We start from the raw sequence: 6,643 nt of genomic DNA, 5'->3' as shown, positions 1-6,643 counted from the left end.
GCCCGGGCGCGAATCCCCCACCATCACCGCCATGCGCACTCGGCTCACCGCAAAGGGGCTCCGAATGGGCATCCTCGGCCAGGACTGGGCCTCGTACCAGTCCTCGACCCCCGACACCAGCGGGCTCTCCTTCGTCTTCGTCAAGATCACCGAAGGGCTCGGCTACATCAACCCCAAATGGGTCTCCCAGCGCGACCACGCCAAGGCGAACGGTCTCGTCTGGGGCGCCTACCACTACCCCCACATGGCCAACGACCCCCGCGCGGAGGCCGGCTACTTCCTCCGGCAGGCCGCCTGGCGCCCCGGCGACATCATCGTCCTGGACTGGGAGGGCTACGACGACGCCAACGCGAACGTCCCCAAATCCCGCCAACTCGCCTACCGCGACGCCTGGCTGGAGTACGTGAAGGCGGAGATGCCGGACCACGCGGTCGGTATGTACTGCAACCTCGAGTACTGGCTCAACGTCGACCGGACCTCCACGTGCGGCGACTTCCTGTGGATCGCCACCGCCGGCCGACCGGCCGGCCGGCCCGGCATCCGCGACCCCTGGCTCTTCCACCAGTACAGCGAGGCCGGCGGCGTCGACCGCGACTACTGCCCCCTGCGCTCCACGGCGGAACTCCGCGACTGGAGCCTGTCGTTCCAGCGCACGCCCCCCACCCCTCCCGCCCGCTACACGGAGGAGACCATGTACACCTACTTCGACGTCCCCGCGAACGCCGACTTCGACCTGCCCGTCGAACCCGCCGGCTCCCTCGCCGCGCCGGCGGGCGGCGCCCGTAACGGCCCCATCTGGCTGATCCTCTCCGCCCAGGGCAGGGACGCCCAGGTCACCACCGCCTACCACCAGGAGGGCGGCGCCTGGGGAAGCCCGACCGGGCCCGCCCCGGTCACCGTCGCCGGGGACAAACTCGTCCTCCACCTGCCCACCGACCGCAACGTCGACAAGGTCCGGATCCGCACCACGGCTCCGCTGACGGGCTATCTCGTGGGGCGGCAGGTCGCGTAGCCGGGACGGCCGGGCGCGGGGCGGCGGCCGCGCCGCGCCGCCCCCGGCCGTCCGTTCACCTCACTGATCCCGTCAGTCCGCGAAGGGCACCGTGTGCCACGGGCTCTCCGGGTCGGTGGCCAGGGCGCGATGCGCCTCCAGGACCTCCGTGTACCAGGAGCCGAACCGCTCCTCGTCGAAGTGGAGGCACCGGCCCAGCACATAGCCGGCGGAGAACTCCTCCCACGAGCCGTACGCGTCCCGCGCGGCCTTGGAGGCGCGTTCGAGGGCCGCGAGCGTCTCGGCCTCCGTGGCGTACCGGGCGCCCCGGCCCCAGCGGGCCATGCAGGAGCCACGGCCGATGTCCCAGGCGGCGATCGTGCGCACGAACCCGTCGGGAGGCAGCAGCCCGTCGGCGCGGAACCGCGCCTCGTACCGCAGGACCTCGCCCACCAGGGTGCGCAGGTCCGCGATCATCTCGGTGAACTCCGGGTCGTCGGCGGGGACCCCGTTCTCCCGGGCGCGGGCCCGCAGCTCCGCCTCGACGAGAGCGCGCCATCGCTGGGGGTCGACCTGCCCGCCCCGGCCGCCGGGCGCGAGCACGACCCGGGCGCCGAGGACGAAGTCCCAGTGCCAGGGGCTCACTTCGGCCTCCAGCAGCCGCTCCTGTGTCGCGCGCCAGTCGTCGCGCCCGTGGACGGACCAGCCGGCGGCGATCCGCCCGACCTCGCCCCGGTAGCCCGAGCCGTGCCAGTGCGGGGTGTTCCACGCGTCGCCGTTCTGGAAGCACAGATGGGCGCCGCAGGCCAGGCCGTGCAGCAGCGGGCCGGGCGGCGGGGCGCCCGTACGGCGGGTCACCACGCGATCGCCGAGACCGTCCGGCTCGAACAGGTCGTGGTGGAGGTCGAGCCAGGTCTCCCGTTCGTCGTCGTCGGTGGAGAAGTACTCCTCGCAGGGCGTGGCGGCGTTGACCGCGAGGATGTCCACGTCGGCGGGGAGGATCCCCGCGAGCGCCCCGAGCGTCGCGTACTCGTAGACCAGGTGCGGATGCGTGCGCGGCAGCAGGCCGGCCGTATAGACCTGCGCCGCGACGCGCCCGTCGGCGAGCGGGACGGTCAGCACGGGGAACTCGTCCTCGCCGGCCGCCCGCGCCTCGTCGAGCCGCACGGGGTAGTAGACGCCCTCGATGGCGAGAACGCGCAGGTACGCGTACGCGTTGCCGGTCCGGGTCAGCCGGTACAGCTGCTGCTCGACGTCGGTGGGGGCCGTCCAGCGGGCGCCGTCCTCGGGGGCGGGGACGAAGGGGAAGACCTCTTCGTGATCCTCTTCGTGGACCTCCTCATGCGCCTCTTCGCGGTCCTCTTCGTGGGCGTCGCCGTGACGCTCGTCTCCGGACGCCGTCCGCATGGGGTTTCCTTCCGCTCCGTGCCCGTCGCCCCGGTGACGACCGCAAAGATCACGCGCGTACGTTACCGGCGGTCCCCGGCCGGCCCGGGCGCGGGCCCTGCCCACACGAGCGCGGCCTGCGCGTCGAGGCCGTCGGCCCGGCGCCGCAGGTCGGCGGCCACGTCGTCCCAGACGGGGCCGTGCAGATAGAGGCTGTCGGCCGCCTCGCGCATCAGGACGGGGTCGTCGGGGCGCTGAAGGATCGCCAGCCGGTAGGCGAGGTTCCGGACCCAGACTGGAAGGCGTCCTTCGACGAGGTGGGGAGGGAGGTCACGGAGCATGGCGACGATCGAGTCCGCGTCGGCGAAGGTGAGTTCCTCCACGAAGTACTGCTCGTGGTGGTCACCGCCGCACCCGGGCGCGTCCTGGCGTTCGCCGTCGTAGAGGCATCGAGCGTGTTCTGTGAGGCTGGCGTGCATGATCATGAATTATGACGAGGTGTTCCCGCGCACCCGTCCGGGACGACTGTGATCCGGGTCAACCCGGCCGGGCGGCGGAAGGGGGCGGCGCGTGGTCCGGGCTGCCCGGAAGGCAGCCCGGCGCGGTGAACGATTCTGGCCGATGAGCCGATGGCCTGTCAGCCCCGGAGTTTCAGCCCCGGAGTATGCCGTCGAACTGGGCCCAGTTCGACCAGGGGCCGCCGATGGCGGTCTGCCAGCGGTGGTAGACGTACCCCGCCCCGTTCACCCCGAACAGCTCGACGCGCCCGTCCGCGTTCGTCTCCGCGGCGACCTGGCTGAGGCCGCCGTCCATCTGGGCCCAGCCCGTCCAGCCGTTGCCGCCGCCGATCTGGGTCTGGGCGCGGTGATAGATGCTCCCGGCGCTGTTCGTCCCGAAGACCTCCAGGCGGCCGTCGGCGTTACGGGCCGCGGCGATCGACGAGAGGTTCCCGTCGAACTGCTCCCACCCGGACCACGGGCCGCCGGGCCGCCCGAGCTGCCAGCGGTGGAAGACGTTCCCGGCGCTGTTGACGCCGAACAGCTCCAGCCGCCCGTCGCCGTTCGTCTCGGCGGCGACCTGGGTCAGCAGGCCGTCCATCTGCTCCCAGCCCGACCACGGACCGCCGATCGCGGTCTGCCAGCGGTGGTAGATGTATCCGGCGCTGTTCGAGCCGAAGACCTCCAGGCGGCCGTCGGCGTTGCGGGTCGCGGCGATCGACGTCAGATTCCCGTCGAACTGCTCCCAGCCGGACCACCCGGCGCCCGGCGACGTCTGCCAGCGGTGATAGATGTTCCCCGCGCCGTTGACACCGAACAGCTCGACGCGCCCGTCCGCGTTCGTCTCGGCCGCCACGGCGCGCAGGGCCCCGTCGAACTGCTCCCAGCCCGTCCAGACGCCGCCCACGATGACGGCCTGGGCACGGTGGTAGATCGCGTCCCCGGGGTTCGTGCCGAAGAGCTCCAGCCGGCCGTCGGCGTTGCGCGCCGCCGCGATCGACGACCCGAACACGGCGGACGGCGCCGCCGGCCCCGTACGGGCGGCGGCCGACCCGACCCCCGGGAGGGCCGCCGCCAGCGCCGCGACCACGGCGAGGACGACCAGCCGGAGCGTACGGACCGTGCGTCTGCGTCTCTTCCTCATACAACTGCCCTTCCTGTGTGCGGAGACCACTGATGGCGATCGGTAACAGGGAGGTGTGTGAGCCGATGAACATGCGGAACCCGGTGAGGACGCGGCCGCACCCTACTGCGCCGGGCTCGCGGCGGACAGTGCGGCGGCAGGACGATCTGTGCCCCGACCGGCGCTAGCCCGGCTCCTCACCCGGAAGGCCGGTGGAGAAAGTGGGCAGGCCCCGCACCGGGCCGGCCGGCCGGAGGTCGTGTGCCGCGACGGTCACGGCGCGCTCGACGATGGTGTAGGTGAGACCGACGTCCATGCCGTCGTCCCCCAGCCCGGCCAGGGGGACGTGGACCTCCACCACGTCGCCGCGCGAGGTGCGCCCCACGGCGACATCCGTGGTCCGGTGGCCGTCGGTCTCCACCCGGAGCAGCTCGACCGGTTCGGCGAGATACGCGTACCAGGCGTCGCTTCGCCGCCCGAGTTCGTCGAGCAGCCAGCCGTGGGCGGCGAGCGGTGGGGACGTGGAGTCCGCCGGCTCGTCGTCGGCGAGCCGGGCGGGGCCGGCCGCGGCGATCGACCGCAGCAGCGCGTCGCGGCCGGCCTCGGGGTCGGGCAGGAGGGTGGTGGCGGGAACGCCGGGCCATTGCACGGTCACCCGCGCGCGGCCGGAGGCGAGATCGACGTTCCGGACGCACAGGCCGAGTCCGGCGCTCCCCCGCTGAACGGCACCCAGATCGACGAGCAACGGCGCCCACCACTCGGCCGCGGGCAGAGTGCGGGACGGCCGGACCGGATGTCGGCTCATCGGGAGGACCCTCCTGGCGCGGGGTGGATCAGAGGTGGATCAGATGTTGATGGCGGATCAGATGTTGATGGCGGATCAGATGTTGATGGCGTTCTTGACCCAGTCGGGGCAACGCCCCTGAACGCCCTCGCAGTAGGCGGTGATGACGCCCTTGGGCAGCTGCGGGATTTTGACGCTGAAGTCTACTCCCGCACGGACGGCCTGGACCTTGTCGACGCGGCAGGTCCTGAAGATCCACCAGCCGCTGCACTTCACGTGCAGCACGTCGGTGAAGTAGTTCCAGGTGTCCGGATACCCGGCGAACTTCTGTTTCCCCGCGGCTCCCGGGCGCGGGTACTGCGTGGTGGCCCGGACGGCCTTCATGGTGAGGTTGTGCTTCTGTTCTATCTTGGTGAGCCCGAAGCCCCTGTCCCTGACGGGGTCGTAGTACCCCCGCCGCATATAGACGGTCCAGCCGTCACGGTCCTTCCACTGCCCCACCAGGTCGTCGGGGCCGCTGAGCGCCGTGCTCCACGGCCCGCTCTCCGTCCCGGCGGCAAGGGGCGCCTTCCCGGCGCCGAGCTGCTTCACCGCGGAATCCGGAATCCCGTGCCGGCCGAGGTCGGCCAGCCGGAACGACGCGTTCCGGGGAATTCCGGATCCGTTGTCGAAGACGGAGAACTCGACGTCCCCGGACGAGCCCTGAGCCGAGGGCGCCGCTGTCATCGCGGACGCGGGCGCCGCCGTGAACAGTCCGGCCGCGAGCCCGAGGGCCGCCGACGCGACGGCGTACCGACGTGCGTTCACCTTACGCATGGTCCCCCTTGAGGTGACTGCCGTGCACTTCCGTTGCCGGACCCTCACGATGCGATCCGGCCATCAGCAAGCTAGGGAGGCCACGTGTGACGCGTCGACCCCTGTGGGGGCGAATCGGCCAGCCCTGGCCGCCGGTGACGGCAATCACCATTTGCAACAAGGAGGTTGTGCGCCGCACAGCTCACGCGCTTGGGGTCGTGGACCGGGAGCGGGTTCCATTTTCAGCAGGCCGGGGCCCGCAATGTGACCGAAAAGTTTTGGACACGGTCGGGCGGCGACCGCAGCCGAGCCTCAGAGCGCGTAGCAGTCGGCGAACCTGGGCGTGCCCCCGCCCTGGATCCTGCAGGACGAGGTCTGGTGCAGGTCCCGGCCGTGGTACCGGCCCTCCGCGACGATCGTCACGTCGGATTTGTACTGCCACCACCAGTTGTACACACGCGTCCAGGTGTTGGGCGTGTCGATCCAATCGGTGGAGACGAAAGTGCCGTACTGGTTGATGCCCGAGACCAGGATGCGGTCCGCGTAGTTGGTGTGCACGGTGACCTGGAGTTCACCGGCGGCGGCGGCCGGGGTGGACCCGAGCAGGCCGATGGCGCAAAGGCTCGCGGCGGAAGCGGTGAGGGCCAGTGCTCTGAACTTGCTCGTCTTCATGAAGATCCTTCCTGAGAAGGGGACGCAGGCTCATCTGCACGCTGTCTGTTCGCGGAGCCGATTCTTGGTACGGGCCCACGACTCAGGGAAGTCGAAAAATCGCCACCATCGGGCTTCATCCCCTCAACGCTCCGCCGGCGAAGCTCCTCAGGGCACCGGCCTCAGTACGCTGGGGCCACCACTCTGAAGGAGCCCCTCGTGAAAATGCTCATCAACGTCCCCGAGACCGTGGTCGCCGACGCGCTGCGCGGTATGGCCGCCGTGCATCCCGCACAGCTCACGCGCTTGGGGTCGTGGACCGGGAGCGGGTTCCATTTTCAGCAGGCCGGGGCCCGCAATGTGACCGAAAAGTTTTGGACACGGTCGGGCGGCGACCGCAGCCGAGCCTCAGAGCG

The 6,643-nt window shown here is 71.1% G+C and carries 8 protein-coding genes; 2 read left to right on the top strand and 6 right to left on the bottom strand.

All coding sequences use genetic code 11. The features are described 5' to 3' along the window. Positions 1–1,012: glycoside hydrolase family 25 protein (locus K6I33_RS29365; protein WP_229357575.1), on the top strand; the 1,012-nt coding region annotated here is incomplete at its 5' end. A gap of 72 nt (positions 1,013–1,084) precedes the next feature. On the opposite strand, the gene K6I33_RS29360 is transcribed toward K6I33_RS29365, so the two are convergent. The 6 genes from K6I33_RS29360 to K6I33_RS29335 form a co-directional block, all read right to left on the bottom strand. Then, the gene (locus tag K6I33_RS29360) at positions 1,085–2,398 is read right to left on the bottom strand and encodes a DUF1266 domain-containing protein (RefSeq protein ID WP_229357574.1); all 1,314 of its coding nucleotides are present in this window, start codon (positions 2,396–2,398) and stop codon (positions 1,085–1,087) included. Positions 2,399–2,460: 62 nt separating this feature from the next. Next, complete coding sequence (locus K6I33_RS29355; protein WP_229357573.1) at positions 2,461–2,856, bottom strand: hypothetical protein; 396 nt, start codon at positions 2,854–2,856, stop codon at positions 2,461–2,463. 172 nt (positions 2,857–3,028) lie between these two features. Beyond that, positions 3,029–4,018 (bottom strand): tectonin domain-containing protein, encoded by a 990-nt coding sequence (locus K6I33_RS29350; RefSeq protein WP_229357572.1) that lies wholly within the window; start codon positions 4,016–4,018, stop codon positions 3,029–3,031. 163 nt (positions 4,019–4,181) lie between these two features. Next, positions 4,182–4,802 carry a hypothetical protein gene (locus tag K6I33_RS29345; protein WP_229357571.1) on the bottom strand — a complete coding sequence of 207 codons (621 nt, stop codon included), beginning with the start codon at positions 4,800–4,802 and terminating at the stop codon, positions 4,182–4,184. Between the two features lie 75 nt (positions 4,803–4,877). Beyond that, positions 4,878–5,588: a hypothetical protein gene (locus tag K6I33_RS29340; RefSeq protein WP_229357570.1), complete on the bottom strand. Its 711-nt coding sequence runs from the start codon at positions 5,586–5,588 to the stop codon at positions 4,878–4,880. A 300-nt stretch (positions 5,589–5,888) separates the two neighbouring features. Continuing rightward, entirely contained in the window at positions 5,889–6,248 is a 360-nt protein-coding gene (locus K6I33_RS29335) for a hypothetical protein (protein ID WP_229357569.1), read from the bottom strand. 198 nt (positions 6,249–6,446) lie between these two features. Between K6I33_RS29335 and K6I33_RS29330 the strand changes: the two genes are divergently transcribed. Then, a partial coding sequence (locus K6I33_RS29330; protein WP_229357568.1) for a hypothetical protein occupies positions 6,447–6,643 on the top strand: 197 nt, incomplete at its 3' end.

Origin of the sequence: Streptomyces sp. UNOB3_S3 (genome assembly GCF_020740895.1) — a bacterium.
Taxonomy (GTDB): domain Bacteria; phylum Actinomycetota; class Actinomycetes; order Streptomycetales; family Streptomycetaceae; genus Streptomyces.
Note: the sequence above shows the minus strand (reverse complement) of the source record. Positions and strands in the feature narration are given on the sequence as shown.

Bases quoted from the DNA above. Each gene is read 5' to 3' on its own strand.
- K6I33_RS29355 (WP_229357573.1), bottom strand. From the start codon at position 2,856: ATGCACGCCAGCCTCACAGAACACGCTCGATGCCTCTACGACGGCGAA.
- K6I33_RS29360 (WP_229357574.1), bottom strand. From the start codon at position 2,398: ATGCGGACGGCGTCCGGAGACGAGCGTCACGGCGACGCCCACGAAGAG.
- K6I33_RS29345 (WP_229357571.1), bottom strand. From the start codon at position 4,802: ATGAGCCGACATCCGGTCCGGCCGTCCCGCACTCTGCCCGCGGCCGAG.
- K6I33_RS29335 (WP_229357569.1), bottom strand. From the start codon at position 6,248: ATGAAGACGAGCAAGTTCAGAGCACTGGCCCTCACCGCTTCCGCCGCG.
- K6I33_RS29350 (WP_229357572.1), bottom strand. From the start codon at position 4,018: ATGAGGAAGAGACGCAGACGCACGGTCCGTACGCTCCGGCTGGTCGTC.